This is a genomic window from Stutzerimonas stutzeri, assembly GCF_002890915.1.
In the GTDB taxonomy this organism is placed as follows: Bacteria; Pseudomonadota; Gammaproteobacteria; order Pseudomonadales; family Pseudomonadaceae; genus Stutzerimonas; species Stutzerimonas stutzeri_AF.
Genome location: NZ_POUT01000004.1, coordinates 191,683 through 216,585, shown reverse-complemented (window position 1 = coordinate 216,585; position 24,903 = coordinate 191,683). Strand labels below are relative to the sequence as shown.

Annotated in this window: 25 protein-coding genes; 11 read left to right on the top strand and 14 right to left on the bottom strand. The window is 64.6% G+C overall.

The annotated features are described in order from the left end of the window. Nucleotide 1 precedes the first annotated feature (1 nt). Nucleotides 2-949: a 1-aminocyclopropane-1-carboxylate deaminase/D-cysteine desulfhydrase gene (locus tag CXK94_RS09955; protein WP_102894217.1), complete on the top strand. Its 948-nt coding sequence runs from the start codon at nt 2-4 to the stop codon at nt 947-949. Nucleotides 950-970: 21 nt separating this feature from the next. Then, nucleotides 971-2,074, top strand: coding sequence for a cyclic nucleotide-binding domain-containing protein (locus tag CXK94_RS09950; RefSeq protein ID WP_102894216.1), 1,104 nt, complete (start codon nt 971-973; stop codon nt 2,072-2,074). 187 nt (nt 2,075-2,261) lie between these two features. On the opposite strand, the gene CXK94_RS09945 is transcribed toward CXK94_RS09950, so the two are convergent. Further along, entirely contained in the window at nt 2,262-3,656 is a 1,395-nt protein-coding gene (locus tag CXK94_RS09945) for an MATE family efflux transporter (protein ID WP_102894215.1), read from the bottom strand. Nucleotides 3,657-3,774: 118 nt separating this feature from the next. On the opposite strand from CXK94_RS09945, the gene pdxB reads away from it, so the two are divergent. The 8 genes from pdxB to CXK94_RS09905 all read left to right on the top strand — a co-directional run bounded on the left by pdxB (nt 3,775) and on the right by CXK94_RS09905 (nt 11,513). Continuing rightward, a complete protein-coding gene (gene pdxB / locus CXK94_RS09940) occupies nt 3,775-4,917 on the top strand; it encodes a 4-phosphoerythronate dehydrogenase PdxB (protein WP_102894214.1) in 1,143 nt (380 codons plus the stop codon). 91 nt (nt 4,918-5,008) lie between these two features. Then, nucleotides 5,009-7,030, top strand: coding sequence for a DNA polymerase III subunit gamma/tau (gene dnaX, locus CXK94_RS09935; RefSeq protein WP_102894213.1), 2,022 nt, complete (start codon nt 5,009-5,011; stop codon nt 7,028-7,030). A gap of 20 nt (nt 7,031-7,050) precedes the next feature. Beyond that, a complete protein-coding gene (locus CXK94_RS09930; protein ID WP_008567825.1) occupies nt 7,051-7,377 on the top strand; it encodes a YbaB/EbfC family nucleoid-associated protein in 327 nt (108 codons plus the stop codon). Between the two features lie 35 nt (nt 7,378-7,412). Continuing rightward, entirely contained in the window at nt 7,413-8,012 is a 600-nt protein-coding gene (gene recR, locus CXK94_RS09925) for a recombination mediator RecR (protein WP_102894212.1), read from the top strand. 186 nt (nt 8,013-8,198) lie between these two features. Next, entirely contained in the window at nt 8,199-9,188 is a 990-nt protein-coding gene (locus tag CXK94_RS09920) for an ABC transporter substrate-binding protein (RefSeq protein ID WP_102894211.1), read from the top strand. A 96-nt stretch (nt 9,189-9,284) separates the two neighbouring features. Then, a complete protein-coding gene (locus CXK94_RS09915) occupies nt 9,285-10,031 on the top strand; it encodes an ABC transporter ATP-binding protein (RefSeq protein WP_037037536.1) in 747 nt (248 codons plus the stop codon). Beyond that, nucleotides 10,028-10,801, top strand: coding sequence for an ABC transporter permease (locus CXK94_RS09910; RefSeq protein ID WP_102894210.1), 774 nt, complete (start codon nt 10,028-10,030; stop codon nt 10,799-10,801). The genes CXK94_RS09915 and CXK94_RS09910 overlap by 4 nt, the downstream gene beginning before the upstream one ends. A 16-nt stretch (nt 10,802-10,817) precedes the next feature. Continuing rightward, nucleotides 10,818-11,513, top strand: a complete 696-nt coding sequence (locus tag CXK94_RS09905) for a transporter substrate-binding domain-containing protein (RefSeq protein WP_102894209.1) — start codon at nt 10,818-10,820, stop codon at nt 11,511-11,513. Nucleotides 11,514-11,745: 232 nt separating this feature from the next. On the opposite strand, the gene CXK94_RS09900 is transcribed toward CXK94_RS09905, so the two are convergent. From CXK94_RS09900 to hemN, 4 genes are all read right to left on the bottom strand, one after another. Further along, nucleotides 11,746-12,354, bottom strand: a complete 609-nt coding sequence (locus tag CXK94_RS09900) for an SCO family protein (protein WP_102894208.1) — start codon at nt 12,352-12,354, stop codon at nt 11,746-11,748. Between the two features lie 51 nt (nt 12,355-12,405). Continuing rightward, complete coding sequence (locus CXK94_RS09895; RefSeq protein ID WP_102894207.1) at nt 12,406-12,954, bottom strand: adenine phosphoribosyltransferase; 549 nt, start codon at nt 12,952-12,954, stop codon at nt 12,406-12,408. A 26-nt stretch (nt 12,955-12,980) separates the two neighbouring features. Continuing rightward, entirely contained in the window at nt 12,981-13,715 is a 735-nt protein-coding gene (gene fnr, locus CXK94_RS09890) for a fumarate/nitrate reduction transcriptional regulator Fnr (RefSeq protein WP_037037529.1), read from the bottom strand. A gap of 93 nt (nt 13,716-13,808) precedes the next feature. Continuing rightward, complete coding sequence (hemN, locus tag CXK94_RS09885; RefSeq protein WP_102894206.1) at nt 13,809-15,191, bottom strand: oxygen-independent coproporphyrinogen III oxidase; 1,383 nt, start codon at nt 15,189-15,191, stop codon at nt 13,809-13,811. Between the two features lie 206 nt (nt 15,192-15,397). Here hemN and nadE point away from each other — a divergent pair, with 206 nt between their 5' ends. Then, nucleotides 15,398-16,225: an ammonia-dependent NAD(+) synthetase gene (gene nadE / locus CXK94_RS09880; RefSeq protein ID WP_102894205.1), complete on the top strand. Its 828-nt coding sequence runs from the start codon at nt 15,398-15,400 to the stop codon at nt 16,223-16,225. Nucleotides 16,226-16,254: 29 nt separating this feature from the next. On the opposite strand, the gene CXK94_RS09875 is transcribed toward nadE, so the two are convergent. From CXK94_RS09875 to ccoN, 9 genes are all read right to left on the bottom strand, one after another. Then, the gene (locus CXK94_RS09875; RefSeq protein WP_102894204.1) at nt 16,255-16,971 is read right to left on the bottom strand and encodes a sulfite exporter TauE/SafE family protein; all 717 of its coding nucleotides are present in this window, start codon (nt 16,969-16,971) and stop codon (nt 16,255-16,257) included. Next, the gene (gene ccoS / locus CXK94_RS09870) at nt 16,964-17,176 is read right to left on the bottom strand and encodes a cbb3-type cytochrome oxidase assembly protein CcoS (protein WP_102894203.1); all 213 of its coding nucleotides are present in this window, start codon (nt 17,174-17,176) and stop codon (nt 16,964-16,966) included. The genes CXK94_RS09875 and ccoS overlap by 8 nt, the downstream gene beginning before the upstream one ends. Before the next feature lie 65 nt (nt 17,177-17,241). Next, complete coding sequence (locus CXK94_RS09865; RefSeq protein WP_102894202.1) at nt 17,242-19,656, bottom strand: heavy metal translocating P-type ATPase; 2,415 nt, start codon at nt 19,654-19,656, stop codon at nt 17,242-17,244. Nucleotides 19,657-19,663: 7 nt separating this feature from the next. After that, the gene (locus CXK94_RS09860; RefSeq protein ID WP_102894201.1) at nt 19,664-20,164 is read right to left on the bottom strand and encodes a FixH family protein; all 501 of its coding nucleotides are present in this window, start codon (nt 20,162-20,164) and stop codon (nt 19,664-19,666) included. Nucleotides 20,165-20,176: 12 nt separating this feature from the next. Continuing rightward, complete coding sequence (gene ccoG / locus CXK94_RS09855; protein ID WP_102894200.1) at nt 20,177-21,589, bottom strand: cytochrome c oxidase accessory protein CcoG; 1,413 nt, start codon at nt 21,587-21,589, stop codon at nt 20,177-20,179. Nucleotides 21,590-21,726: 137 nt separating this feature from the next. Then, a complete protein-coding gene (gene ccoP, locus CXK94_RS09850) occupies nt 21,727-22,644 on the bottom strand; it encodes a cytochrome-c oxidase, cbb3-type subunit III (protein WP_102894199.1) in 918 nt (305 codons plus the stop codon). Continuing rightward, a complete protein-coding gene (locus CXK94_RS09845; protein WP_037037610.1) occupies nt 22,645-22,830 on the bottom strand; it encodes a CcoQ/FixQ family Cbb3-type cytochrome c oxidase assembly chaperone in 186 nt (61 codons plus the stop codon). A 6-nt stretch (nt 22,831-22,836) separates the two neighbouring features. After that, nucleotides 22,837-23,448 (bottom strand): cytochrome-c oxidase, cbb3-type subunit II, encoded by a 612-nt coding sequence (gene ccoO / locus CXK94_RS09840; protein ID WP_037037507.1) that lies wholly within the window; start codon nt 23,446-23,448, stop codon nt 22,837-22,839. Between the two features lie 14 nt (nt 23,449-23,462). Then, a complete protein-coding gene (ccoN, locus tag CXK94_RS09835) occupies nt 23,463-24,890 on the bottom strand; it encodes a cytochrome-c oxidase, cbb3-type subunit I (protein WP_102894198.1) in 1,428 nt (475 codons plus the stop codon). Nucleotides 24,891-24,903: the final 13 nt, after the last annotated feature.

Here is a 24,903-nt window from a genome sequence, read left to right as displayed (position 1 = left end):
TTTGTCCTTCACGCACTCTCCCCACGCCTTCGCCGGCCCCTTGCGCTTGCAGCGCTTGCCGCTGGATTGGCTGCAGCGCGCCGGCGTCGAGGTCGCCGTGCTGCGCCTCGACCAGGTGGATCCGGAGCTGTCCGGCAACAAGTGGTTCAAGCTTACCCGGCACCTCGATGCGGCATGCGCAGCCGGGGCGCGTGGGTTGATCAGCCTGGGGGGGGCGCACTCCAATCATCTGCATGCCCTGGCGGCTGCCGGGCGTCGCTTTGGCTTCGCCACCGTCGGCCTGCTGCGCGGGTACGAGCAGGAGACGCCGACGATAGACGACCTGCATGCCTGCGGCATGCGTTTGCACTGGCTGGGCTACGGTGGCTATCGGGCGCGCAATCTACCGGGCTTCTGGGCACCATGGCTCGAGCGTTACCCTGGGTTCCACTGTGTTCCTGAAGGCGGGGGCGGCTTGGCCGGGGCACAGGGTTGCGTCGTGCTGGTTTCGCAGCTGCAGTCACTGCTGCCGACGATCGGCTGGGAGCACTACGATGCGACCTGGCTGGCGGTGGGTACCGGGACCACCCTGGCCGGTCTGGTCATCGGCGAGGCGGGTCGGCATCCGCTATTCGGCGCGCTGGCGGGGCCGCCGTCACATGCGGTGGATGTCCGTCTGGCTCAGCTGTTCGCCGAGGCTGGCGTTGCCAATGGCGGCTACGAGCTACTGGATGCGAGCCGTGGTGGTTTCGGCCGCTTCGACGCCGAGCTGGCGCATTTCATCCAGGCCTCGGAGTACGAAGGCGGCGTGCCGCTTGACCCGGTCTACACCGCCAAGGCCATGCTGGCATTGCGCCTTTACGTCGAGCGCGGTTATTTTCCGCCAGGTACGCGGCTCGTCTTCATTCACACCGGCGGGCTACAGGGACGCCGGGCTGCCGAGATGCAGCTGCGACGGCTAATGGGCTGACGGACCTTTGGATATTCCTGGATGAACAACCCCCTGCACCCTGATCAATTGCGCAACCTGATTCCGCTCAACACGCTGTCGCCCCGCCAATTATGGGAGCTACGAGCCCGGCTGGCGCCGCAACCGCTGGCCGCTGGACAGGTGCTCGAATGCGCCGGGGCACAGCCGTCCGCCCGTTATTTCCTGTTGTCCGGCAGCCTGGCGCTGGTCGATGACGAGGGCCACGAAAGCCGCCTGCGGGCTGGTACGCCGGCAGGCTGTCACAGCCTGCCGCAGTTCCGTCTCCAGCACGTGCGCGCGCTGGAAGACTGTCGGCTGCTGGCTGTGGACAATTCAGAGCTGGAGCGCCTGCTGTCCTGGCGCCAGGCCCACCAGGATGTACTGTTGCAACTGAGCATGGATGGCGAGCTGGGCGACTGGCTGGAGTCGCTGCTGGACAATCCGCTGTTCGCTCAGGTCCCGCCGGCGAACATTCGCAGCATGCTGCAGCGGTTGGTGGCGGTCGAGCTTTGCGCCGGGCAGCCCTTGTTGCAGGAGGGCGAGGCCGGTGATTGCTGCTATTTTCTCAAGAGCGGCCGGGCCGCGGTGACCAAGGGCACGGGGGCCGAGCGGCAGCTGCTGGCCGAGCTGGAGCCAGGAGCCTGTTTCGGTGAAGAGGCCTTGCTCGAGGATCGTCCACGCAATGCCAGCGTGAGCATGCTCGAGGATGGCTGCGTGCTGCGCCTGGCGCGCGCCGATTTCCTCGAACTGCTCAAGGCGCCGGTGGTCAGCGAGGTCGGCCTGGACGAGGTGGCTGACCTGCTGAGCTGCGGAGCGCAATGGCTGGATGTGCGCCTGCTCGACGAGTACGAGCGCGGCCACGCCATGCAGGCGCTGAACATGCCGTTGCATCTGCTGCGCTTGAAAACGCGTTTGCTGGATCATGCGCGCATCTATCTGTGCTACTGCGAGAGTGGCAAGGGCAGTGCCAATGCGGTGTTCCTGCTGACCCAGCTCGGCTTCACCGCCTATGCGTTGCGCGGCGGGCTCCAGGCGTTGAGCGCCGAGGAGCGGGATGCATTGCTCTGGGAATGCGGTACGGGCTATCTGGCCCGTTCCGACGGACGTATCGAGCGCAGCCTGTGAGTGCAGGCCCCTCCAGGCTGTCGTTCTGCGCAGCCTGCCGGGGTGGGTGACCCTCGCTGACCGGCCGAGGTCCGAGCCAGCTTGCTGGCGATCCGCCGTAGCTTCGATGCTCGCCAGCAAGCCGGCTCCTACGGACTCGGTGTGCGCCTTGGGAGCGACCGGGGCCCGCCACTTGCCGCTGATGCTTTCAAGCCATTGTCCTGCGCAGCGCGACATGCCGGCGGATTTCTCGGCGCGCGCTACGGGCCAGGCGCACGCTGAGTAGCAGCGCCGCGCAACTCAAGCCGGCGATCAATCCTTGCCAGAGGCCGCTTGGGCCACTGGCGGCGCCGAGGTGGTCCGTCAGTCCCAGCAGGTAGCCCACTGGCAGGCCGATGCCCCAGTAGGCGAACAGGGTGTAGATCATCGTCATGCGGGTGTCCTGGTAGCCGCGCAAGGCCCCGGCGGCAGTGACCTGCACCACGTCGGAGAACTGGAACAACGCCGCATAGAAGAACAGCCCGGCGGCTACGGCGATGACGGCCGGGTCGGGCGTGTAGATTCGCGCGATCTGCTCGCTGAACAGCAGCATGAGGCTGGCGGAGAAGCATGCATAAACCAACGCGGTGGCGATACCCACGCCGGCCACGAAACGTGCGTCCCGCGGCGCGCTACGGCCCAGTGCCTGGCCGACGCGCACGGTCACCGCCATGCCCAGCGACAGCGGAATCATGAAGATCAGCGAAGTGAAGTTCAGCGCGATCTGGTGGCCGGCGACCACGGTCGCGCCGAGACCGCCTATCAGCAGGGCGATCACGGAAAAGATGCTGGCTTCGGCGAACACCGCGACGCCGATGGGCACGCCGACCGCAAGCAGGTGGCGGAGCATCGGCCAGCGTGGCCATTCGAAATGGGCGAACAACTGGCTCGCCTGGTAGTAGGCGGCGCGTTTCACCCAGAAGCTCATCGCCAGCAGCATGAACAGCATCACCAGGGCCGTGGAGACGCCGCAGCCGACCCCGCCCATCGCCGGTACGCCAAGCTTGCCGTAGATGAAGATGTAGTTGAGCGGAATGTTCAGCAGCAGCCCGAGAATGCCGATGACCATGCTCGGCCGGGGATGGCCCAGGCCGTCGCTGAAACAGCGCAGGACCTGATACAGCGCCACGGCCGGGAAGCCGCAGGCGACGGCGCGCAGGTAGGCGATGGTCGGCTCGATCAGGGCGGGAGCCACGTGCATGCGGTGCAGGATCGGTTCGGCATTCCACATCAGCAGCGCACTGAGCGTACCGATGCTCGCGCCCATCCACAGCGCCTGGCGGACCAGCGGGCCGATCTGTTGCTGCTGCCCGGCGCCGAAGTGCTGGGCGACGTTGGGCGTGGTGGCCAGCATGATGCCGCTCACCAGCAGGTATACCGGCACCCAGATGGAGTTGCCCAGGGCCACGGCCGCCAGGTCCTGCGGGCTGACCCGCCCGGCCATGACGGTATCGACGAAGCCCATGGCGGTGCTGGCCAGTTGAGCGATCATCATGGGCAGGGCGAGGGCGAAGAGGGTGCGCAGTTCGAGGCGTACCCGTCTGAGTCTGAGCTCAGTGGGCATTGCAGATAGTCCGGTTGTATACAACGAGCGCGCTAGTCTACCGTTCATGAACGCAGCCAGGAAGGCGGCAAAGCAGAGCCTGCCGGGCTAGAATGGGGGCGATTGCAACGGAGCCCTCATGCGCATTCTTGCCGACGAAAACATTCCATTGGTCGAAGCCTTCTTCGCGGGCCTCGGCGAGATCCGCCGCATGGCCGGCCGCAGCATCAACCGCGCGGCACTGGAGCAGGCCGATGTGCTGCTGGTGCGTTCGGTGACCCGGGTCGACCGCGAGTTGCTGGAGGGCACGCCGGTACGCTTCGTCGGTACCTGCACCATCGGTACCGATCATCTGGACCTCGACTATTTCCAGGAGGCCGGCATCGCCTGGGCCAGTGCGCCCGGCTGCAATGCGCGGGGCGTGGTCGACTACGTGCTGGGCAGTCTGCTCGCGCTGGCCGAAATACGCGGCGAAGCGCTCGACACCCGGCGCTTTGGCATCGTCGGTGCTGGCGAGGTGGGCGGGCGCCTGGTGGAAGTGCTGCGCGGGCTGGGCTGGGATGTGCGGGTCTGCGATCCGCCGCGCCAGGCACACGAGGCCGGTGGCTTCGTCTCGCTGGACGAGGTGCTCGCCGAATGCGATGTGATCAGCCTGCACACGCCGCTGAGCATGCAGGGCGAGCATCCGACCTTCCATTTGCTCGACCGGGCACGGCTGGCGCGGCTGCGACCGGGCGCCTGGCTGATCAACGCCAGCCGCGGTGCGGTGGTCGACAATGCGGCCCTGCTGGAACTGCTGCTGCAGCGCCCGGACCTGGAGGCGGTGCTGGACGTCTGGGAAGGCGAGCCACAGGTCGACGTCGAACTCGCCGGGTTGTGCCGGATCGCCACGCCGCACATTGCCGGCTATAGCCTGGACGGCAAGCTGCGGGGCACGGCGCAGGTCTACGCGGCCTTTTGTGCGGCGCGGGGGCTGGAGCCCGAAGTCGAACTCGTGCAGCTGATGCCGGGCGCTCCACTGGTGGGCATGACCTTCGCTTCCACGGTGCAGCCGGCCGACATGCTGGCGACCTTGTGCCGGGCGGTATACGATCCGCGCCGCGACGATGCGGATTTTCGCCGCAGCCTGTGCGGCGACGAGGCGCAACGCCGCGCCGGGTTCGACCTGTTGCGCAAGCACTACCCGCCGCGTCGGGAAATAGACGGGCTGCAGGTACGCATCGAGGGTGTCGATGCTGCGCTCGGACAGGTGGTGCGGGCGCTCGGTGCTCGCTTGTCGTAGACGGGCACGCCCGAACGAGCGCTGGTCGGATGCAATTTGCGGTCTGCTCCGCTAGCATTACCCGTCTTCTGCTTTATCCCGCGATGGTGTTATGAGTTATCAGGTCCTTGCCCGTAAATGGCGTCCGCGCTCGTTCCGCGAAATGGTCGGCCAGACGCATGTGCTCAAGGCCCTGATCAATGCGCTGGACAACCAGCGCCTGCATCATGCCTATCTGTTCACCGGAACCCGTGGGGTGGGCAAGACCACCATCGCGCGGATCATCGCCAAGTGCCTGAACTGCGAGATGGGCATCAGCTCGACGCCCTGCGGCGAATGCTCGGTCTGCCGGGAGATCGACGAGGGGCGTTTCGTCGATCTGATCGAGGTCGACGCCGCGAGCCGCACCAAGGTCGAGGACACCCGCGAACTGCTGGACAACGTGCAGTACGCACCGAGCCGCGGACGCTACAAGGTCTACCTGATCGACGAAGTGCACATGCTCTCGTCGCACTCGTTCAATGCGCTGCTCAAGACCCTCGAAGAGCCGCCGCCGCACGTCAAGTTCCTGCTGGCGACCACTGACCCGCAGAAGCTCCCGGTCACCATCCTCTCGCGCTGCCTGCAGTTCTCCCTGAAGAACATGCCGCCGGAGCGGGTGGTCGAGCACCTGACTCATGTGCTGGGCGTCGAGAACGTTCCCTTCGAGGAAGACGCGCTCTGGCTGCTCGGGCGTGCGGCCGACGGTTCGATGCGCGACGCCATGAGCCTCACCGACCAGGCGATCGCCTTTGGCGAGGGGCGGGTGCTGGCGGCGGATGTGCGGGCCATGCTCGGCACCCTCGACCATGGCCAGGTCTACGGCGTCCTGCAGGCCCTGCTCGAAGGCGACGCCAGGGCGATGCTCGAGGCGGTTCGCCACCTGGCCGAGCAGGGGCCGGACTGGGCCGGCGTGCTGGCCGAGATGCTCAACGTATTGCACCGCGTGGCGATCGCCCAGGCATTGCCGGAGGCGGTGGACAACGGCCAGGGCGATCGCGACCGGGTGCTGGCCCTGGCGCAGGCGCTGCCGGCCGAAGACGTGCAGTTCTACTACCAGATGGGGCTGATCGGCCGCCGCGACCTGCCGCTGGCGCCCGACCCGCGCAGCGGCTTCGAGATGGTGCTGCTGCGCATGCTGGCATTCCGTCCGGCGGACACCGGCGACGCACCGCGAACGCCACTAAAGAACCTGGGAATCAGCCCGGCCACAGCTGATTCCGGACCTGCAGCGGTGGCCGGCACGGTCCCGACTGACGTGTCGCGTCCTGTTCCATCCAGCGCGCCGACCACCGTGGCCCCGCTGCCCGCAGCCATGCCGGCGTCGCCTGCCGTTGTCGATGACAGCACCGCCGCGCCGCCTGCGCCCGAGGTGCTGCTGCCCGTAGCCGATACCGCCGCTGCGCCGGCGCCCGAAGTGCAAGCGCCTCCGGTCATCGATGTACCCTGGGACGAGCCGCCGAATGTGCCGCCGGTGGCCGTGGAAGCCGCCGCCGTTATCCCGGAAGCGCCGCCACTCGAGGCCGAGCATGTGGCGGCGGTGGTGCAGGTGGAGGAGCCGGACGATGACGAGCCGCCGCTGACCGACGAGGATTATTTCGAAGTCGAGAACCAGGCCGAGGCCTATCTCGACGAGCTGGTACAGGCGCAGGCCGAGTCGCAGGCCGTCGAACCGCTGCCCGCGGTCGAGCCGGCCACCGGCCTGGCGGCCGAGTGGCTGGAGCTCTATCTCAAGCTCGGCCTGTCCGGTCTTACCGGCAGCATCGCGGCCAACTGCACGCTGATTTCCGTCGAGGGCGATCGCTGGCTGATGCACCTCGATCCGGCGCAGAGCGCCTTGTTCAACGCCACCCAGCAACGGCGCCTGAACGAAGCGCTCAACCAGTACCATGGACGTACGCTGAAGCTGGACATCGAGCTGCGCAAGCCCGAGCAGGAAACCCCGGCGCAAGCCGCCCAGCGCCGCCGCGCCGAGCGTCAGCGCGCCGCGGAGCGCTCGATCCAGGCGGACCCGCTCGTCCAGCAGCTGATGCAGCAGTTCGCCGCGGTCATCCGCGAAGGCACCATCGAACCCGTAGAACACTCCGAACCCTGAACGAATTCGAGGTATTACCCATGATGAAAGGTGGCATGGCCGGCCTGATGAAGCAGGCGCAGCAGATGCAGGAAAAGATGCAGAAGATGCAGGAAGAGCTGGCGAACGCCGAAGTCACCGGCCAATCCGGTGCCGGCCTGGTCAGCGTGGTGATGAACGGCCGTCATGACGTCAAGCGCGTCAGCCTCGACGACAGCCTGATGCAGGAAGACAAGGAAATCCTCGAAGACCTGATCGCCGCGGCGGTCAACGACGCCGTGCGCAAGATCGAGCAGAACAGCCAGGAAAAGATGGCCGGCATGACCGCCGGGATGCAACTGCCGCCCGGATTCAAGATGCCGTTCTAAGAAAGCAGCTTCCAGCTTCCAGCTCCGAGATTTCCATGAGCTTCAGCCCCCTGATTCGCCAACTCATCGATGCGCTGCGCATTCTTCCCGGTGTCGGGCAGAAGACTGCGCAGCGCATGGCCTTGCAGCTGCTCGAACGCGACCGTAGCGGTGGCCTGCGCCTGGCGCAGGCGCTGACGCGGGCGATGGAGGGGGTTGGCTATTGCCGCCAGTGCCGGACGCTGAGTGAGGATGAGCTGTGTCCGCAATGCGCCGATCCGCGGCGGGACGACTCGCTGCTGTGCGTGGTGCAGAGTCCGATGGACGTCTTCGCCGTCGAGCAGACCGGTTTTCGCGGCCGCTACTTCGTGCTCAAGGGGCACCTGTCGCCGCTGGACGGCCTGGGGCCGGAGGCCATCGGCATTCCGGAACTGCTCGCACGGGTCGCGGGAGGAGCCTTCAGCGAGGTGATCCTGGCCACCAATCCCACCGTCGAAGGCGAAGCGACCGCGCATTACATCGCCCAGCTGCTCGTTCCCAAGGGGCTGACCATCAGCCGTATCGCTCATGGCGTGCCGCTGGGCGGCGAGCTGGAGCTGGTCGATGGCGGCACGCTGGCCCATGCCCTGGCTGGGCGCAAGCCGATCAGTCTGTGAGCATCTGCATAGTCCGATATTGGAACGACCGAGCGCTATAACCCCGAGCAGTATGGATATAGCACTTGGGTAGTGCCGTTCTGCCCATGATTCGGGTAAAGTTCTAAGCCATGAAAGTTAGATAGCCAAATCGAATAAGAGGCTTCGATTTGGTTATATGACATGGCTGCCCGAATCGAGGTTGAAATGAAAGCAAAGCATTGGCTGGTTCCGGCTCTTCTGCTCCTGAGCGCATTCGCCCAGGCCGAGGAAAAGCTCAAGGTTGGCTACATCCGGGTGATGGACGACGCGCAGGCGATGGTCGCCCACGAGGCCGGGTTCTACAAGAAGCACGGCCTGGATGTCGAACTGATCGAGTTCAGCTCGGGCACCGATTTGATCAAGGCCATCGTTGGTGGCCAGCTGGACACCGGCGTACTGGGATTCACCAATGCGGTGGCCTGGGCCTCCAAGGGCGCTGACCTGAAAGTGGTGGGCGGTGCGCAACAGGGCTATCACTCGATCCTGGTGCGTGAGGATACCCAGATCCAGAACGTTGCCGACCTCAAGGATCACAGCCTGGCGTCGCAGCGTGAGGGCAGTACCGCCGACGCGGTGCTGCGCGGCGTGACGCTGAAGAACGCAGGCCTCAAGCCGAGCGACGTGAACATCATGGGCGTCAGCCCTGCGGTGGCCGTACAGTCGCTGGTATCCGGCCGGGTCGACGCGGCCTTCCTGTTCGAGCCCTATGACCGCATCGCGCAGCTGGTGGCGCCGGTTCGCCAGGTCTACGAGATCGGCGAAGTCTGGCCGTTCCCCTGCATGGTGGTGATCACCTCCGGCGATACCCTGGCCAAGCGCAAGGAGGCCGTATGGAGTTCGCTGGATGCCCAGCGTGAAGCCATCGACATGCTCGAGAACCAGCCGGCCGAGGCGGCCAAGCTGATCGCCGGCTATTTCATCGCCGAGCCGACCCTCAAGACCCTCAAGCGCGGCGAGCTGGCTCGCGAGGTGGTCATCGAGGAGGCGATCGCCACCCAGACCTTCAGTTCCAAGCTGGGCGAAGAGGATCTGGCGCGCATTCAGGAGCTGGCGGACATCCTGCAGGAGCAGGGATCGTTGAAGACCCGTGACGGCAAGCCGTTCGACACCCGGGCGATTCTCGATCTGTCCTGGCAGGAAAGCCGCGAACTCTGATCGCTCCGGTTTCGCCGTGTACCGTACAGCCCGGCTTCCGTCGGGCTGTTTCCGTGTCGCCCGCATTGCCGGGCACCTTCGTTTTTTTGGATTCATATGCAGCTCAGGTTTGAAGAAGTAGACAAGCGCTTCGGGCAGCTCGAGGTCATCAAGGGGTTCAGTGGCGAGTTCTCCCAGGGGGAGCTGGTTGCATTGGTCGGTCCGTCCGGCTGTGGCAAGTCGACCCTGCTGCACCTGGTGGCGGGGCTGGAGAAGCCCACCGCCGGTCGTGTGCTGGCCGACGGCAAGCCGATTCGCGAGCCGAACCCAAGTCGTACCCTGGTGTTCCAGGAACATGCCCTGTACCCCTGGCTCAGTCTTCAGGCCAATGTCGCCCTGGCCCTGGAACTGCAGGGTGTGGACAAGACGGCTGCGTTCGCACAGGCCCAGGGCTGGCTCGAGCGCGTCGGCCTCAGCGGCTTCGAGCACTATTACCCGCACCAGGTATCCGGCGGCATGCGCCAGCGCACAGCCCTGGCTCGGGCGTTCATCGCCAAGCCCGAGGTGTTGCTGCTGGACGAACCCTTCGGCGCGCTCGATGCGTTGACCCGCATGGCGCTGCAGGATGTGTTGCGCGAACTGATCGAGGAACACCAGCCGACCGTGCTGCTGGTCACCCATGATGTCGACGAAGCGCTTTACCTGGCCGACCATGTGCTGGTCTTCAGCCCCCGGCCGACGCGGGTGCTGAAGACCTTCAACTTCACCCATTGCGAGAAGAGCCACGACTTGTCCGAGTTCGCTGCCGAGCGCAAGGAAATCCTCAGCCTGCTGGGCATCAAGACGGAGATCGCGCACGCATGAGCCAGGCACGTCGTCTTACCGGGCCCAGGAAATACCTCGCTGTCGTCCTGGCGATCCTGTTCATTCTGCTGATCTGGCAAGCCGCCGCCTGGAGCCTCCCGGCATTCCTCATGCCGGGCATCCCGACGGTCTTCGAGCGGCTCGTCACAACCATCCAGCAGCCGGAGTTTCGCGAGGGGTTGTACGGCAGCATGAGCCGCCTGGGCAGCGGCTACGGTTTCGCCCTGTTGTTCGGCACCGGCTTCGGCCTGGTCGGCGGGGTGCTGTTCTTCTTCCGCGAGATCCTGCGCTCGGCCATCGTCATCCTGCAGTCGATTCCCTCGATCGCCTGGGTACCGTTGTTCCTCATCGTCATGGGTTTCGGCAACCTGCCGATCATCGTGGTGGTGGCGCTGGCGGCCTTCTTCCCGATGGCGCTTTCGGTGATGAACGCCACTGAGAGCGTGCAGCCGGTGCATGTTTCCGCCGCACGGGTCATGGGCGCCTCGCGCTGGCAACTGCTGCGACGGGTCTATCTGCCGGCGGTGATGCCGGAGCTGATCACCGGCGCCCAGCTGGCCTTCGGTAACGCCTGGCGTGCCCTGATCTCGGCGGAGATGCTGATCGGTTTCGGCCAGGGCCTCGGGCGTTCGCTGGCGTATTCGGGCGAGATCGCCGACATGGTCGGCGTGATGATGAACATCCTGGTCATCGCCATTCTCGCCACCCTGATCGATCAGGTGGTGCTGGAGAAATTCAAGCAACGGATGTTGCGCTATCAGTACGTCTGAGGTCGGAATCGTGCCTGTGTCGCTGCGTTCCGGTCTCTTGCTGATTGCCCTGCTGGGACCGCTGCCGGCGCTCGCCGAGCCGCTGCGCGCGGCATTGCCCGGCGGCTATCGGGTGTTGTCGAGCAGCGCGACGGAGAGTTTCGAGCCGGCGCTGGTGGAGGCGTTGGCCGAAGCATTGGGGCAGCGGGCGGCGTTCGTCACGGCGGTCGACGAGGCCGAGCTGCAGCTGGGTGCGAGAGAAACCGGCGCGCTCTACTACCGCGCCGTTCCTGCTGCATTGACCGCGACCGAGGGCGGCCCCGGCTCCTGGTCCGATCTGCGTAGCCAGCCATTCTGCGTCGCTGCCGGCAGCCCCTATGCGCGGCTGGTGGCCGAGCGTTTCGCCGCGCTGCCGCGGGAGTATCCGAGTGCTGCGCATGCGTTGATCGGCCTCAAGCTGGGTGAGTGCCAGGCGGTCGTCGATGATCAGGCCCTGCTTGCCGACTTGGCTACGTTGCCTGAGTGGCGACGTTACAAGCGGCTGTTGCCGGCGTTGCCGGAGGTGGAGCAGGTGCTGCGGATCAGCACCGACGATGCGGCCCTGCAAGTGAAAGTCGATGCGCTGATCGAGCGCTGGCGCGAGGAGGGGCGACTGGGTGAGCTGACGCAGCAGTGGATCGATGAAGTGGCGTTCCAGGCTTATGTGCTGGCCGATACCCTGGATTGCCATTGAGCGGCTGCTCGATCACTGCCCGTCCTCGAGAGCATCGCCCCGAGGTCGGGCCTCCCACCAAAGCGGCCCATGCACCTCGGGCCCTGTGGGCGCGCCCTCGCGGCGATGCGGACCGCAGGCCTGCCGCTTGAAGCGCTAAAGCATCGCCCCGAGGCTGGGCCGCAAAAGCAGCCTGAGCACCCCGGACCCTGTGGGCGCGCCCTCACGGCGATGCAGGCCGCAGGCCTGCTGTTCAGCGTTCGCTCTCGATGATCCGTGGCAGAGCCTGTTGCAATCCTTCCAGCTTCAGCGGTGCGCGGATGTGCCCGCGCAATGTGCCGTCAGGTGCAACCAGCGCCAGATTGCCGCTATGACTGACGCTGTAGTCGCCCTGGGTCTCGCTGGCGGGAACGAAGGGCAATCCCAGCGCCTTGGAAAGCCGCTGCAGTTGCGCCATTTCACCGGTCAGGCCGCTGAATCCGGCACGGTAGTAATCCAGATAGGTTTTCAGCCGTTGTGGCGTATCGCGCGCCGGATCGGCGCTGATCAGCACCAGTTGCAGCTGCTGGCGATCGTCTGCCGGTAGGCGGGCGAACAGGCGGCGCATGTCGCTCAGGGTGGTCGGGCAGATATCGGGACAGGCGGTGAAGCCGAAGAACAGGATGTGCCAGCGTCCTCGGAGCGAGGCGGTGCTGAATGGCTGGCCGTCCTGGTCGACCAGTTCGATGCTGGGCAGCGTGCGAGCGCGGGGCAGCAGTAGGAGGTTGGCCTCGTCGAGCAGCGCCTCGCGGTCCAGGGCGAAGGCCGGGCTGGCGAACACCAGCAGGATGATCAGCAGGCTGCGAAGACGCGTGTCGAGCATGGCGGGGCTCCCGGTGTCGGGTCGGCAGGAGCGCCTGGAGACCTCGCGCTATCAGCGGTCGCCCAGGGCGAAAGCCGTCAGCGTAAAGGTCGGGATGCCGATATCCTGGAGTTTCTGCGAGCCTCCCAGTTCGGGCAGATCAATGATCGCGGCGGCCTCATGGATGCTGGCGCGCATGCGGCGGACCAGTTGCGCGGCGGCGAGCAGGGTGCCGCCGGTAGCGATCAGATCATCGAACAACAGGACCGAATCGCCTTCGCAGAGGCTGTCGGCATGGATCTCCAGGTGGGCTTCGCCATATTCGGTGCAATAGGACTGCGATAGCACGTCCGCAGGCAGCTTGCCTTGCTTGCGAAAGAGCACCAGCGGCTTGTTCAGCTCGTAGGCGAGGATCGAGCCAATCAGAAAACCCCGCGCGTCGAGCGCGCCGATGTGGGTGAAGTCGGCTTCCACGTAGCGCTGGATGAAGGTGTCGGCGACCATGCGCAAGGCCTTGGGTGACTGGAACAGCGGAGTGATATCGCGGAAGACGACGCCAGGGCTGGGAAAGTCAGGAACCGGGCGGATCAGGGTCTTGATGCTGAATTCGTCGAAGATCATCGAACTGCTACTCCAAACGCGCTGACTCAGACGTCCATGTTACCGCCAGCCAGGGCGCACAGTCCGATGGAATCCAGGATGCGTACTTCCTTGCCTTCGGCTTCGAGCAGGCCGTTCTGCTGGAAGCGCGTGAATACGCGCGAGACGGTCTCGACGGCCAGGCCCAGGTAATTGCCGATTTCATTGCGCGACATCGGCAGGCGGAACTGGTTGGCCGAGAAGCCGCGTGCGCTGAAGCGCGCCGACAGGTTGATCAGGAAGGTGGCGATGCGCTCGTCGGCGGTCTTCTTCGACAGCAACAGCATCATCTGCTGATCGTCGCGAATCTCGCGGCTCATGATGCGCATCAGCTGGCGGCGCAGTTGCGGCAGCAGCACGCTCAGCTCGTCGAGCCGCTCGAAGGGGATCTCGCAGACCGAGGTGGTTTCCAGTGCCTGGGCCGTCACCGGGTAGCTCTCGGTATCCATGCCGGAGAGGCCGACCAGTTCGCTGGGCAGGTGGAAGCCGGTGATCTGCTCCTCGCCGCCGTCGGTCACGCTGAAGGTCCGCAGGGCGCCGGAGCGCACGGCGAAGACCGAGCTGAAGGCATCGCCTTGGCGGAACAGGGTCTCACCCTTCTTCAGGGGACGGCCGCGTTTGACGATATCGTCCAGGGCGTCCATGTCTTGCATGTTCAGCGACAGGGGCAGGCAGAGCCCGGAAAGGCTGCAATCCTTGCAGTGAGCTTGCCGCTGCGAACGGACCTTGGTCGACTCGGACATAGGGGGCTTCCTGGAAACCTGGATACAGCGCACAAGGTTAACCCAGCTCGTCATCCATAGCCAATCGGCCCGAGGGTCGCAGGGCGGGGAAACCTAGATGACCCGTGAGTAGCTGTAGCCGGTCTGTTCCGGCAGGTAGTGGTCGAACAGCATGCAGACCGCACGCACGAGCAGGCGTCCGGCCGGTTGGACGATCAGGTGGGTATCGGTCAGTTCGACCAGCCCGTCCGCGGCCATCTGTTCCAGCATCGGCCAGGCTTCGCCGAAGTAGTCCTTGAAGTCGATGCCGTAGCTGCGTTCGATCTCGGCGAAACCCAGCTCGAAATCGCAGAGCAGCGCCTGGATGACGCTGCGGCGAATGCGGTCGTCCTCGTTGCAGCGCAGACCTCGGGCGGTCGGCAACTGGTCCTGATCCAGATAGCGCTGATATTCGGCGATGTCGGTACTGTTCTGGCAGTACAGGTCGCCGACCTGGGTGATGGCCGAGACCCCCAGGCCCACCAAGTCACAATGGCCATGGGTGGTATAGCCCTGGAAGTTGCGTTGCAGGGTGCCGTCTTCCTGCGCCATGGCCAGCTCGTCGTCGGGCAAGGCGAAATGGTCCATGCCGATGTAGCGATAGCCGGCATCGGTGAGCTGCTCGATGCTCTGCTGCAGCATGGTCAGCTTGTCGACGGGCACGGGCAGGTCGGCGGTATTGATGCGGCGCTGCGTGGGAAAGCGTTCCGGCTGGTGGGCATAGTTGAAGATCGACAGACGGTCCGGTTGCAGTTCGATGATCGCGGCCACGGTTTTGGCGAAACGCTCGGGTGTCTGCAGCGGCAACCCGTAGATCAGGTCGATGTTCAGCGAACGGTATTGCAGGGTGCGTGCGGCCTCGATGATGGCCCGGGTCTGTTCCAGCGTCTGCATGCGGTTGACCGCGCGCTGGACGTCTGGATCGAGGTCCTGCACGCCGATGCTGATGCGGTTGAAGCCCAGTTCGCGCAACAGCCCGATGGTCGGCCAATCGGCCTCGCGAGGATCAACCTCGATGCCGAAGTCGCCATGGTCGTCATCCTGCAGGTGGAAGTGCTTGCGCAGATGCGCCATCAGGCGGCGCAGTTCGTCGTGGCTGAGGAAGGTCGGCGTACCGCCGCCGAAGTGCAGTTGTTCGACGATCTGGTCGGGCCCGAGATGGCAGGCGATGAGCTCGATCTCCTTTTCCAGCCGCTCGAGATAGGGAAGCGCGCGGCCGCGGTCCTTGGTGATGACCTTGTGGCAGTTGCAGTAGTAGCAGGCGTTCGCGCAGAACGGCAGGTGGACATACAGGGAAAGCGGTCGCGACGCCTGGCGGCTGCTGCGTAATGCGTGCAGCAGATCGAACGAGCCGATCTTGTCGTTGAACTGGACCGCTGTCGGATACGACGTATAGCGCGGGCCGGCCTGATCGTAGCGACGGATCAGGTCGGTATCCCAGCGAATGGAGTCGAGCATGTGGCTTTCCCGGTCATGACAGCGGTGGCTGGATTCTAGGTGGAGGGCTCTACGACAGACTTGACCTGTATCAAACTTGCCCCGACCCTAATCGGCAGGGCGAGGACGAGCGGCAACGCACGAAGATTTCCTCCCAAGCGTGGTCCGATGACCATGCAAGTGTTTCTATTCGATTCAACCGAGCCTCCGGGCCAAAGGAGAGATTCATGCACAGTCGCCAGCAGGAAATCGCGGCCGCCCTCAAGGTCTGCGCGCCCTTCAACAGGGTGGAATCGGTTCAGGCGGAGATCGAGCGCCGGATACGCTTCATCCAGAACTGCCTGCGCGAATCCGGCATGAAGACGCTGGTGCTGGGTATCAGCGGCGGTGTCGACTCGACGACCGCCGGCATGCTGGCGCAGCGCGCGGTCCAGGGCATGCGCGATGCGGGGGAAGGAGATGACTACCGCTTCATCGCGGTGCGCTTGCCCTATCAGGTCCAGCACGACGAGCACGAGGCGCAACTGGCGATCGAAACCATCCAGCCCGATGAATGCCATACCGTGAACATCGGTGCGGCGGTAAAGAGCGTGGCGGCGGCTACCGAGGCCCTGGAAGGCCTGAGCGCGCAGATGCGCGACTTCGTGCTGGGCAACACCAAGGCGCGCATGCGCATGGTGGCGCAGTACACCATCGCCAATGCTCACCGGGGGCTGGTGATCGGCACCGACCATGCCGCCGAAGCCGTGATGGGCTTTTTCACCAAGTTCGGCGATGGTGCCTGCGATCTGACGCCGCTGGCCGGACTGGTGAAGGGACAGGTTCGGGAGCTGGCGGCGGTGCTAGGCGCTCCGGAGCAGTTGGTGCACAAGGTGCCGACGGCGGATCTGGAGGAGCTCTTTCCGGGCAAGCCGGATGAGGCGGCGCATGGCGTCAGCTACCGCGAGATCGATGACTTCCTGCAGGGCCGGCCGGTATCGGAGGAGGCCGCGCGCATCATCATCGAGACCTACGACAAGACGGCGCACAAGCGCCAGCTGCCCAAGGAGCCCTGACGCTCGGGCTCTTGCATGCCCGGTGCCGCTTAGCCTTCGTGGACGTGTTCGGCTGGCGCGGCTCCATGCCCCATCAGCCATTGCTGATGAGGGCCGGGCATGGTCCAGATGCCGAACAGCATGACCAGCACGCCGCCGGCGACACGCACGCCGCGCTTGCGCAGCAGCGCGGTCAAGCGCTCGGCGGCCAGGCCGGTCGCGAGCAGTACCGGCCAGGTGCCGATGCCGAACGCCAGCATCAGCAGGGCGCTGTCCAGCGCATCGCCCTGGCTCGCCGACCAGAGCAGGGTGCTGTAGACCAACCCGCACGGCAGCCAGCCCCAGAGTGCGCCCAACAGCAGGGCGTGCGGCACGCCGGTTACCGGCAGCAACCGGCTGGCCAGTGGCTGAATATGCCGCCAGAGCCCTTTGCCCAGCGCTTCGACGCGCGTCAGCCCGCTCCACCAGCCCGCCAGATAGAGCCCCATGCTGATCAGCAGCAATGCAGCGAACACGCGCAGCACCATTGCGGCAGGGCTGCTCGCCACCGCCCAGCCGGCAAGGCCGATGAGCAGGCCGGCGGTCGCATAGCTCAATACCCGTCCCAGGTTGTAGGCGAGCAGTAGGCGCAGGCGCTTGGCTCGTTGTTCCGGTGGGATGGCCATGGTCAGTGCGCCCATCAGCCCGCCGCACATGCCAAGACAATGGCCACCGCCAAGCAGGCCCAGGACCAGTGCGGAAAGCAGCAGCGGTAGCAGTTCACTCACGTTGGCTTTGCTCTTTCTGGCTGTTGGCAGTGACCGCTGGATCGTCGTCGGTCGGTCGTTGCGGCTCGTCATCGTCGAAGAGGATGCTGTGGGCCGGGCCGTCGAGGTCGTCGTACTGGCCACTGTCCACCGCCCAGAAGAACACCCAGATCGCCAGGGCGACGAGCACCACGGCGATGGGAATCAGGATATACAGAGCGGCCATGGGAACCTCCGGAGACTACTCAAGCGAAAGGCTGCTGCACGCGTATCGTCGCGGCCGCGAGGCGGTCAACTCGTTTGACGAGGCTGCCTGGCGAGCCGTAGCGCGTTCAACACCACCAGCAGGGAGCTGGCCGACATGCCCAGCGCCGCCCACAGCGGTGTCACCCACCCGATCGCGGCAAAGGGCAGGACCAGGCCATTGTACAGGCTTGCCCAGGTCAGGTTTTCGATGATGATGCGGCGGCTGCGGCGGGCGACGGCGAATGCCTGCGCCAGGCTGCCGAGGCGGTTGGATAGCAGCACGGCATCGGCGCTGGTCTTGGCCAGGTCGGTGGCGGACCCCATGGCGACGCTGATGTCGGCAGCCGCGAGCACCGGGACATCGTTGATGCCGTCGCCCAGCATCAGTACCCGATGCCCCTGCGCCTGCAGTTCCTGCAGCCTGGCCAGTTTGGCTGCGGGGGTCATCCCGCCTTCGGCGCGATCGATGCCCAGCTCGCGGGCGATCTGCCCGACCATCGGCGAACTGTCGCCGGACAGCAGCAGAGTCCGCCAACCGCGCTGGCGGCAGGCATCGAGCAGGGCCGGGGCATCGTCGCGAAGGCGATCATCGAGCACCAGCCAGGCCAGCGGTCCCCGGGCATCGCCGAGCAACAGCCATTGCCCTTGTTCGCCGGGGATGGACGGTGCTGAGCCGCCATAACCTTCGGCGACGAAGCCGGGCTGGCCAATGCGCAGGCTCCGGCCGGCCGCGCTGCCGCACAGGCCCAGGCCCGGCACCGTCTCGACCGATTCGGCGGCCTGCGGTGCGCGGCCGAAGGCCCGCGCGATGGGGTGTTCGGAGCGGTTTTCCAGCGCCGCGGCCAGCGCGAGACAGCTATCGGCATCAAGCTCACCGAGCGGGTGCACGGCGCTGAGTGTGAGGCGCCCTTCGGTGAGGGTCCCGGTCTTGTCGAAAACAACGGTGTCGATCTGGTTGAGGCCTTCAAGGACATGTCCGCGGGTCAAAAGCAGGCCGAGCTTATGCAGGGTGCCGGTGGCCGCCGTCAGTGCAGTGGGGGTCGCCAGCGAAAGGGCGCAGGGGCAGGTTGCGACCAGCAGCGCGAGGACGATCCAGAAGGCGCGTTGCGGGTCAATCTGCCACCAGACCAGGCCGACGATGCTGGCCACCACCAGCACCACCAGCAGAAACCATTGGGCGACGCGGTCAGCCAGTTCGGCGAGCTTGGGTTTGTCGGCCTGGGCGCGTTCCAGCAGGCGGACAATGGCGGACAGCCGGGTGTCGTCGCCCAGGGCCTGGACCTCCACGGTCAGCGGGCCTTCGACATTGAGGGTGCCGGCGGTAACCGAATCGCCCGCACCGCGTGGAAGAGGCAGGTATTCCCCCGTTAGAACCGACTCGTCGACGCTGGATTGCCCGCTGAGAATCACGCCGTCAGCCGGGATCAATCCGCCGGGCTGCACCAGCACCTGGTCGCCGAGCTGCAGTTCGCTGAGCAGGATGCGGTGACTGTGACCGTCGGCATCCAGCTTCAGGCAGGAGGCCGGCAGCAGGTTGACCAGTTGCGCGGTGGCGGCCGCTGTGCGCTCGCGTGCCCTGCGCTCCAGGTATCGCCCGGCCAGCAGAAAGAGGGCGAACATGCCCACGGCATCGAAATACAGCTCGCCCTGGCCGGTGATGGTCGACCATATGCCGGCGACATAGGCGCCGCCGATGGCCAGCGATACCGACACGTCCATGGTCAGGTGGCGGGTACGCAGATCCCGTAACGCACCCTTGAAGAAATCGGTACAGCAGTAGAAGACAATGGGCGTGGTCAGTAGCAGGGCGGTCCAGCGCAGGGTGACGAAGAAGCTTTCCGACAGGTCCAGGTTGAACTCGGGCCAGGTCGCCATGGTGGCCATCATCACCTGCATCCACAGCAGGCCGGCGACGCCCAGTTGGCGTAGCGAGCGACGGTTCTCGCTGGCCAGGCGCTCGGCGGCCTGGTCGGCCTGGTAGGGATGCGCGGCATAGCCGATCCGCCGCAGCTCGCCCAGCAGCTCGCTTAGCGGTAGCTCGGCATCGCTCCAGCGTACGTTGAGACGGTGATTGGACAGGTTGAGGCTGGCCTCGGCGACGCCCTGCAGGTTGCGCAGATGGCGTTCGATCAGCCAGCCGCAGGCGGCGCAGCTGATGCCTTCGATCATCAGTGACGTGCTTGCCAGTTCACCCTGATGCTGGACGAAGGGCTGCTGCACGTCCTTGCGGTCATACAGCGCCAGCTCTTCGCCGAGCTCCTGGGGCAGGGCCTGCGGATTGATCGCGGTGTCGCTGCGGTGCAGGTAGTAGTTTTCCAGTCCGCCCTTGACGATGGCTTCGGCCACCGCCTGGCAGCCTGGGCAGCACAAGGCCCGCGTCTCACCCAGCACGCAGGCCTGAAAACGGCTGCCGGCGGGAACCGGCAGACCACAGTGGTAGCAGGGGAGGGGCTTTGCCATCAGCGACTCAAGGGGTCAGTTCGAGTGCGTGGCCGGCTTCGATGGTTTTTTCCTCATACAGGCGCCAGTCCTGTTCGCCCTCGCGACCGAGCAGCTCGATGAAGCGCCGGCCGGTGATCTCCTCCTGCAACTGGCCCTGATAGAAGCCGTCGCCCTGCGGTTGCAGGATGACGCGGCGATCGCGTTCCGGTTGCGTGGGCGACAGCAGGTTGAGCACCAGTTGCTGTGGCTGGCTCGCACCGCTGAGCTGGATCTCGGCGAGTCCGCGCTCGTCGTTGAGGACGAGGCGGGCGCGCATCTGCAGGCGCTCCGCCAGCTTCTCTCGTTCCAGGGACTGGTTGATGCCCTTGCCGGCATCGTAGTAGTTGTCGGCGACGAGAGAGTCGGCGTTTCGAATCGCGATGGTCAGCATCGTCAGCCCGAGGACGACCGAAATCAGCAGGATGGCGATGATGAACCAGGCCCAGAACTGGGTGTACCAACGCGTTTGTTCGTTTTCAGAGCGCATGTATGACCTTGCTTAGCGGATGCTTGGGCCGATGAAGCGGCTGTCGGCATCGTCGTTGATCGATTCGTCATCTGCCGAGCGGACATGGAAGACGATCACATTGGTGCTGGACGGCAGCTTCTCGGGCGCGATGGAGAGTTCGACCGGGATGGTGACCAGCTCGCCCGCTTCGGCGCGGATCTCGCTACGGCCTTCGTAGACCAGGCCTTCCAGGCCGGAGGCCTCGATCACGAACGTCTGCTCGCGCTGAGCCTTGTTCATGACCTTGAGGGTGTAGACGTTTTCGATATTGCCCAGCTCGTTCTCGCGGTAGAGCACCCGGTCCTTGAGCACGTCCAGTTTCACCAGCGGGCGATCATACACCGCATAGGAGAACAGGCTCATCATGGCCAACAGCGCGATGGCATAACCGATCAGGCGCGGCCGCAGCAGATGGGTCTTCTGCCCGGACAGGTTGTGCTCGGTGGTGTAGCTGATCAGCCCGCGCGGATAGTTCATCTTGTCCATGATCGCGTCGCAGGCATCGATGCACGCTGCGCAACCGATGCACTCGATCTGCAGGCCATCGCGGATGTCGATGCCGGTGGGGCAGACCTGCACGCACATGGTGCAGTCGATGCAGTCGCCGAGGCCCATCGCCTTGTAGTCGGCGTCCTTCTTGCGCGGGCCGCGCTTCTCGCCGCGGCGCGGATCGTAGGAGACGATCAGGGTGTCCTTGTCGAACATCACGCTCTGGAAGCGTGCATAAGGACACATGTAGATGCATACCTGCTCGCGCAGATAGCCGGCGCTGCCATAGGTGGCCAGTGTAAAGAAGCCGATCCAGAACGCCGCCCAGCCATTGACGTTGAGGGTGAGCAGGTCGGGAACCAACTGGCGGATCGGGGTGAAGTAGCCAACGAAGGTGATGGCCACCAGGATGCCGACGGCTATCCAGATCGCATGCTTGGCAAGCTTGCGAAGGAACTTGTTGGCACTCATCGGTGCCTTGTCCAGCTTCATGCGCTGGTTGCGGTCACCCTCGGTAACCTTTTCGGCCCACATGAAGACCCAGGTGAAGACGCTCTGTGGGCAGGTATAGCCGCACCAGACGCGCCCGGCGAATACGGTGATGAAGAACAGGCCGAAGGCGCAGATGATCAGCAGCCACGACAACAGCATGAAATCCTGGGGCCAGAAGGTCGCCCCGAACACGTGGAATTTGCGGTCCGGCAAGTCCCACCAGACAGCCTGGCGGCCATCCCAGTTGAGCCAGACGGTCCCGAAGAAGAGGATAAACAGCGCTGCGCCACCGACGCGTCGCAGGTTGCGGAACAGTCCGCTGAAGGCTCGGGTGTAGATCTTTTCACGCGCAGCGTAAAGGTCGGCTGACGCTTCGGCCTTGGACGGGGGGGTTACATCACGAACGGGGATCTGCTCAGTCATCAAGTGCGTACCACGGCTGAAGGTGGGTGTCCTGGCCGATACGTGCCGACCAGGATCATTTTTCTGTCCAGCTGCGAATGGTACGCCCGGAGGGTCGAGGTCAGGTGCGACAGGTCGTCGCTCCTGGCCTCTGTGGATCACTGCTCCGGCTGCTGCGACAGGCTGTAGACGTAGGCTGCCAGCAAGTGCACCTTGTCATTGCCAAGGATTGCTTCCTGGGCCGGCATGCGGCCATTGCGACCGTGGCGCAGGGTCTGCTGGATCTGGGCGAAGCTCGAACCATACAGCCAGACATTGTCGGTCAGGTTCGGCGCGCCCATGGCTGCAGTGCCCTTGGCTTCCGGTCCATGACAGGCTACACAAGTGCTCGCGAAGATTTTTTGACCCTGCTCAATGTCGACGTTGATACCCTCTGGGGTATCGCGGCCGGAGAGGCTGCGAACATAGCCGGCCACGTTGCGGATGCCTTCTTCGCCAATCGCGTCCTTCCATGCCGGCATGGTGGCCTGACGGCCATGCAGGATGGTGGTCTTGATGGTTTCCGGCTCGCCGCCCCACAGCCAGTCGTTGTCGGTCAGGTTCGGGAAACCGTAGGCGCCCTTGGCATCGGAGCCGTGGCAGACCGAGCAGTTCGAGGCGAACAGGCGACCGCCCATCTTCAGGGCCTGCGGGTCCTTGGCGACTTCCTCTACCGGCATGGCGGCGTATTTGGCGTACAGAGGTCCGTACTGTTCGCCGGCCTTGTCCATTTCGCGCTGCCATTCCTTGACCTGGGTCCAGCCACCTTCGTAGCCGGGCAGGATGCCTTTCCAGTTGCCCAGGCCGGGATACAGTGCCAGGTAACCGAGGGCGAAGATCACGGTGCCGACGAACAGCATGAACCACCAGCGTGGCAGCGGGTTGTCGTATTCCTCGATGCCGTCATAGGAATGGCCGACGGTTTCTTCAGTGCTGTCGGGGCGTTGTCCCTTGCGTGTTGCCAGTAGCAGCCAGACCAGCGCGGCAATGGTGCCGAGGCTCAGCAGGGTGACGTACCAACTCCAAAACGAGGTCATTTATTTCTTACTCCTGGAAGCTTCTTCATCACGCTTCTTGGCGTCGGTCTCCTCGTCTGCGAAGGGCAGGTTGGCGGCTTCGTCGAAGCTTTTCTTGCGTTTGCTGCTGTAGGCCCAGAGCACGACGCCGATGAAGGCGACGAATACCAGAATTGTGCCCAGGCCGCGAAGAGTCCCGATTTCCATCATGCGTTACCGTTTGTTGGTGAGTGCAGTGCCGAGTACTTGCAGGTAGGCCACCAGGGCGTCCATTTCGGTCTTGCCCTTGACGGCATCCCGTGCGCCGGCGATGTCTTCGTCGCTATAGGGCACGCCGAGGGTGCGCAGGGCCGACATCTTCTTGGCGGTGTCCTTGCCGTCGACGGCGTTTTCGACCAGCCACGGGTAGGACGGCATCTTCGATTCCGGTACCACGTTGCGCGGGTTGTACAGGTGCGCGCGGTGCCAGTCGTCGGAGTAGCGACCGCCGACGCGGGCCAGGTCCGGACCGGTACGCTTGGAGCCCCACAGGAACGGATGGTCGTAGACGCTTTCGCCGGCGACCGAATAGTGGCCGTAGCGCTCGGTTTCGGCGCGGAACGGGCGCACCATCTGCGAGTGGCAGCCAACGCAGCCTTCACGGATGTAGATGTCGCGGCCTTCCAGTTGCAGCGCAGTGTAGGGCTTCATGCCCTCGACCGGCTCGTTGACGCTGTCCTGGAAGAACAGCGGAACGATCTGGGTCAGGCCACCGATGCTCACCGCCAGGATCATGAACAGGGTCAGCAGACCAACGTTCTTCTCGAGTTTTTCGTGCTGTTTCATTTACTTTCGGATCCTCAAGCGATCTGCGCGGCAGCGTCGTACTGGGCTGGCTTGGCGGCACGCACGGTGCGCCAGGCGTTGTAGGCCATCAACAACATGCCGGTGAGGAAGAAGGCACCGCCAAGGGCGCGGACGATGAAGCCGGGATGGCTGGCTTCCAGCGCCTCGACGAAGGAGTAGGTGAGGGTGCCGTCCTCGTTGATCGCACGCCACATCAGGCCCTGGGTGATGCCGTTGACCCACATCGAGGCGATGTAGAGCACGGTACCGATGGTGGCCAGCCAGAAGTGAGCGTTGATCAGGCCGATGCTGTGCATCTGCTCGCGACCGAACACTTTCGGGATCAGGTGGTACATGGAGCCGATGGTGATCATCGCCACCCAGCCGAGGGCGCCGGCGTGTACGTGGCCGATGGTCCAGTCGGTGTAGTGGGAGAGGGCGTTGACGGTCTTGATCGCCATCATTGGGCCTTCGAAGGTGGACATGCCGTAGAACGCCAGCGAGACCACCAGAAAGCGCAGGATCGGATCGGTGCGCAGCTTATGCCAGGCGCCGGAGAGGGTCATCATGCCGTTGATCATGCCGCCCCAGCTCGGCGCCAGGAGGATGATCGACATCACCATGCCCAGGCTCTGCGCCCAGTCCGGCAGGGCGGTGTAGTGCAGATGGTGCGGGCCGGCCCAGATGTAAAGGGTGATCAGCGCCCAAAAGTGGACGATCGACAGGCGATAGGAATACACCGGGCGTTCGGCCTGCTTGGGCACGAAGTAGTACATCATGCCGAGGAAGCCGGTGGTGAGGAAGAAGCCCACGGCGTTGTGGCCGTACCACCACTGCACCATGGCATCGGTCGCACCCGAGTAGAGCGAGTAGGACTTGAACCAGGTGACCGGGATTTCCAGGTTGTTGACGATATGCAGCATCGCCGTCACCAGGATGAAGGCGCCGAAGAACCAGTTACCCACATAGATGTGCTTGGACTTGCGCTTCATGATGGTGCCGAAGAACACCAGGGCGTAGGTGATCCAGACGATGGCGATCAGGATGTCGATCGGCCATTCCAACTCGGCGTATTCCTTGGTGCTGGTGAAGCCTTGCGGCAGGGTGATGACCGCCAGCACGATCACGGCCTGCCAACCCCAGAAGGTGAAGGCCGCGAGGCTGTCGGAGAACAGCCGTGCCTGGCAGGTGCGCTGGACCACGTAGTATGACGTGGCGAACAGGGCGCTACCACCGAAGGCGAAGATCACCGCATTGGTGTGCAAGGGTCGCAGACGGCCGAAGCTCGTCCACGGTAGGTCGAAATTGAGCCAGGGCCACACCAGCTGCGCGGCGATGAAGACACCCAGGCCCATCCCAATGATTCCCCATACCACCGTCATGATGGCGAATTGGCGAACCACCTTATAGTTATAAGCAGTCTCACTTATTGCTGTGCTCATGCAAGGCTTCCAC

Bases quoted from the DNA above. Each gene is read 5' to 3' on its own strand.
- CXK94_RS09950 (WP_102894216.1), top strand. From the start codon at position 971: ATGAACAACCCCCTGCACCCTGATCAATTGCGCAACCTGATTCCGCTC.
- CXK94_RS09945 (WP_102894215.1), bottom strand. From the start codon at position 3,656: ATGCCCACTGAGCTCAGACTCAGACGGGTACGCCTCGAACTGCGCACC.
- pdxB (WP_102894214.1), top strand. From the start codon at position 3,775: ATGCGCATTCTTGCCGACGAAAACATTCCATTGGTCGAAGCCTTCTTC.
- dnaX (WP_102894213.1), top strand. From the start codon at position 5,009: ATGAGTTATCAGGTCCTTGCCCGTAAATGGCGTCCGCGCTCGTTCCGC.
- CXK94_RS09930 (WP_008567825.1), top strand. From the start codon at position 7,051: ATGATGAAAGGTGGCATGGCCGGCCTGATGAAGCAGGCGCAGCAGATG.
- recR (WP_102894212.1), top strand. From the start codon at position 7,413: ATGAGCTTCAGCCCCCTGATTCGCCAACTCATCGATGCGCTGCGCATT.
- CXK94_RS09920 (WP_102894211.1), top strand. From the start codon at position 8,199: ATGAAAGCAAAGCATTGGCTGGTTCCGGCTCTTCTGCTCCTGAGCGCA.
- CXK94_RS09915 (WP_037037536.1), top strand. From the start codon at position 9,285: ATGCAGCTCAGGTTTGAAGAAGTAGACAAGCGCTTCGGGCAGCTCGAG.
- CXK94_RS09910 (WP_102894210.1), top strand. From the start codon at position 10,028: ATGAGCCAGGCACGTCGTCTTACCGGGCCCAGGAAATACCTCGCTGTC.
- CXK94_RS09900 (WP_102894208.1), bottom strand. From the start codon at position 12,354: ATGCTCGACACGCGTCTTCGCAGCCTGCTGATCATCCTGCTGGTGTTC.
- CXK94_RS09895 (WP_102894207.1), bottom strand. From the start codon at position 12,954: ATGATCTTCGACGAATTCAGCATCAAGACCCTGATCCGCCCGGTTCCT.
- fnr (WP_037037529.1), bottom strand. From the start codon at position 13,715: ATGTCCGAGTCGACCAAGGTCCGTTCGCAGCGGCAAGCTCACTGCAAG.
- hemN (WP_102894206.1), bottom strand. From the start codon at position 15,191: ATGCTCGACTCCATTCGCTGGGATACCGACCTGATCCGTCGCTACGAT.
- nadE (WP_102894205.1), top strand. From the start codon at position 15,398: ATGCACAGTCGCCAGCAGGAAATCGCGGCCGCCCTCAAGGTCTGCGCG.
- ccoS (WP_102894203.1), bottom strand. From the start codon at position 17,176: ATGGCCGCTCTGTATATCCTGATTCCCATCGCCGTGGTGCTCGTCGCC.
- CXK94_RS09865 (WP_102894202.1), bottom strand. From the start codon at position 19,656: ATGGCAAAGCCCCTCCCCTGCTACCACTGTGGTCTGCCGGTTCCCGCC.
- CXK94_RS09860 (WP_102894201.1), bottom strand. From the start codon at position 20,164: ATGCGCTCTGAAAACGAACAAACGCGTTGGTACACCCAGTTCTGGGCC.
- ccoG (WP_102894200.1), bottom strand. From the start codon at position 21,589: ATGACTGAGCAGATCCCCGTTCGTGATGTAACCCCCCCGTCCAAGGCC.
- ccoP (WP_102894199.1), bottom strand. From the start codon at position 22,644: ATGACCTCGTTTTGGAGTTGGTACGTCACCCTGCTGAGCCTCGGCACC.
- CXK94_RS09845 (WP_037037610.1), bottom strand. From the start codon at position 22,830: ATGGAAATCGGGACTCTTCGCGGCCTGGGCACAATTCTGGTATTCGTC.
- ccoO (WP_037037507.1), bottom strand. From the start codon at position 23,448: ATGAAACAGCACGAAAAACTCGAGAAGAACGTTGGTCTGCTGACCCTG.
- ccoN (WP_102894198.1), bottom strand. From the start codon at position 24,890: ATGAGCACAGCAATAAGTGAGACTGCTTATAACTATAAGGTGGTTCGC.